Consider the following 3,526-nt stretch of genomic DNA (forward strand, 5'->3'; position numbering starts at 1 on the left):
CTCAAAACGAATATAAAAAAAGATCATGTTAGATTCCCGTCAAATTAACAAAATAATCATATTTAAAAAATCCGGGGCAGCGGTTTATTCAGTAGATTTATTGTACCGAAATCTGATTCCCCAATTTTTTAAAAATTACTATGGAAAAACCTCTACTTTCTTTACTACTTATTGCTTCTCTTGTTTGTGGCACTGTGAGCGCCCAAACCAATCCAGGGGCACAGCCGTTGCCTTATGAACAGAATTTCGACGCGTTGCCGTCATCTGCTACGGTATACCCGGCGGGATGGCAGGGATGGCTGCTCAGCGGCAGTCCATCCGGCAGTTTTAATACGGCAGCCCCTGCTTCGGACAAACCACTGATAAGCGGCAGCGCATCATCTACTGCAAATGGTGTTTATAACTATGCCGGCAAACTGGGTTTCCTAAACAGCGGCAGCGCCGACAATTCACTGGTATTGTCTCTTAATACCAGCGGTCAGCAAAATGTACGTTTAAGCTACGACGTTATGACCATCAGGAATCCTTACGATGGTAACTCCAACACCAGGATCAATGAAGTAGTTGTACAATATCGTACAGGCGTTACCGGTACCTTTACCAGTATTGGTGAAACTGCTTACCAGAACGACACTATCCAGCAAACAGGTTCCGGTATTACCTTACCGCAACACCTGGTAAATGTGCTGATAACGCTGCCACCGGAATGCAGTAACCAGGCGGTGGTGCAACTGCGTTGGGTAAACCGGCAGATCAGCGGGGCAGGCTCCAGGCCGGGATTTGCGGTTGACAATATCTCGGCAGCGGGAAGTGGACGGGATACCACGCCACCGGTAATCAGCTCCCTGGAACCGGCTAACGCAGCCGTAGATGTATCGCCTGTTACATCTCCCGAAATAACTTTCAGCGAAAATATAAAAGCGGGCATCGGGTATATCAGGTTGCACAACAGTAACAGCGGAATAACAGACAGTTTCCCTGTAACCGGCAGTGCAGTTGTTATCAATAATAACGTACTTACACTGAAACAAATCCTGCAACCCCGCCAGCATTATTATATCATGCTGGATAGCGGGGCTGTGAAGGACTTGTCGGATAACGGATTTACGGGAATTACAGATACCACACAATGGCATTTTACCACCGGAAACCAGGAACTGAACTATAACTTCAACGACTGTACGCCGGTTGGCAACAACCAGTTGAGCGGAGGATTTATACAATACAGTGTGGCAGGTGCGCAGCTCTGGGGCTGCACCAATTTCGGTCGGCAAAACACCAATGGTGTACAGATAAACGGTTACAGCGGAGGGGCTGTTGAAAATGAAGACTGGCTGGTATCTCCTGCATTCGACCTCACCGGGATGCAGTTCCCGTTGTTACAATTCTATAGCCGTACCGCGTTTACCGGACCGGCGCTCAGTTTGCGTGTTTCCACCAATTATTCCGGCAGCGGTGATCCACGCAACGCCACCTGGACAACGCTGAACGGCCGCTTCCCTGAGACCGGCAGCGATGTATGGACTTTATCTTCCGGTATTAATCTCGCTGCCTACAAGCAACCTGCAGTTTATGTCGCCTTTGTTTATACCTCCGGACCTGCAGTTCAGGCCGCACGATGGACAATTGATGATTTCAGTATTACTGATACCACTGCTGCACCGGCGCCAAGCCTGAACAGCAGCCCGGCCGCCATTGATTTTGATTATGTGAAATCCGGGCAAACCTCGGAAGCCCAACGCATCCGTTTCTGGGCCAATGATTTTACCGGGGATCTGAAGATAAATGCTCCTGCCGGTTTCAAGGTATCGGCAGATAGTAGTGGCAGCTACAGCAGCCAGGTAACTTTTACTGCTGCAGCGCTGGCTGAAGGCCCGGAAGAAGTATGGGTGAGGTTTGCACCCACTGCTGCTGATCAGGCTTACAGCGGCAACCTCACATTTAATTCCACCGGGTTCCCCGGCCATTCTGTTGTGCTTAGCGGTACTTCACTGCGATCATTAAAAGTGGTTAACTGGAACATAGAATGGTTTGGCAGCCCGGCTCAAAACCCGGCCAACGACAGTTTGCAGCAGGCAAATGTAACCACTGTCCTTAAAAAGCTGGATGCGGACATTTTTGCATTGGCAGAGGTAGTGGATACTGCCCGTTTCCGCGCAGTGGTAAGCCAGTTACCGGGGTATAGCTATATATTGTCGGACTTTGGCTCTTATGCCGACAGCACTACAGATGTTGATTATGTATCCGCGCAGAAACTGGCATTTGTATATAAAACCGCTGTAATCCGCAAAATCAGTGCCTATGGCATATTAAGACAGGGCGGCAGCAGTAATGCGTACTATAACTGGTCGTCCGGCAGGTTCCCTTATGAAATGGAAGCTACAGCGAAACTGGGCAATGATTCCGCCCGGATCCGGTTTATTTTACTACATGCGAAGGCTAATACAGGCACAAAAGCCGAAAAAATTGCCTCATGGAACCGGCGTAAGGACGGGTTGAAGGAATTGAAAGACACGCTGGACCTGCAATATCCATATAGTAATATTATTATGCTGGGAGATTTCAATGATGATCTGTCCAAAACGATTACTACAGAATTATTGCCGGATACCACCACTTCTTATATCGACTTTATCAACGACAGTATTAATTACCGGCCGCTTACGCTGCCATTAAGTTTATCCGGTCAGCGTTCCACCGTGAGTTATGCATCGGTGATAGATAATGTGATCAGTTCCAACGAAGTGAGGGTTGCTTATTTGCCGGCATCTGCACGGATACAGACCCAGGTGGCAGGGCTGGTGAGCAGTTATGGTACCACTACCACGGATCACTACCCGGTATTGAGCCGCTATAACCTGGGCATTCTGGCCAACCCGTTGCCCGTAGAAAACTTTGACGCAAAGGCAGACGGGGGTAAGGTACTGGTTAGCTGGCATACTCCTTACGAGATCAACAGCAGTAATTTTGTGGTAGAGCGTTCCCGGAACCTCCGGACCTATGAGCCGGTAGATACGGTGATGGCGCGGGGCAGCAGTACGGAGGGATCTGATTATATCTCCTATGATGAGCGGCCGTGGCCCGGATTTTCTGCTTACCGTTTAAAAATAACCGGTTTGGATAGCACTATAAGGTACAGCCCGGTTAAGATGGTACTGGTTACCAACAAAGATCTCTGGCTGAAGTTGTTATGGTGCATATTTGGCCACCAGCTGCAATACTGGCTCGACTGGCCACGCAGCGGCGATGCCAGTGTGGCGCTGGTAGACGTACAGGGCCGGGTTCGTTACCAGGGCAGAACTACGCTGGTAAAAGGCAGGAACTACAGGACCATCGCTGTTGACCAGCTGCCATCGGGTATTTATTTCCTGAGGATACAATCGGGCGGGCAGGTACAGGTAACAAAGATTCTCATTAACCATTAAGCTTTTTTGAAAAAACCATGCAAAAAGAAGCCGGTCCGTGAAAACGGGCTGGCTTCTTACATTTGGTTATCAACCAGTTACGCATTACGCTCTATAAAAGG

The 3,526-nt window shown here is 49.0% G+C and carries 1 protein-coding gene; it reads left to right on the forward strand.

Annotated elements, in window-relative coordinates; all coding sequences use genetic code 11:
* Positions 1-140: 140 nt before the first annotated feature.
* On the forward strand, positions 141-3,425 hold the full coding sequence (locus tag VN105_RS09885) for an Ig-like domain-containing protein (RefSeq protein WP_325640344.1): 3,285 nt from the start codon (positions 141-143) through the stop codon (positions 3,423-3,425).
* The last annotated feature ends 101 nt before the right edge of the window (positions 3,426-3,526 follow it).

This window comes from Chitinophaga sp., assembly GCF_035564935.1.
Taxonomy (GTDB): domain Bacteria; phylum Bacteroidota; class Bacteroidia; order Chitinophagales; family Chitinophagaceae; genus Chitinophaga.

What these genes read in the sequence shown, in the direction of transcription:
- VN105_RS09885 (WP_325640344.1), top strand. Translation starts at nt 141, where the DNA reads ATGGAAAAACCTCTACTTTCTTTACTACTTATTGCTTCTCTTGTTTGT.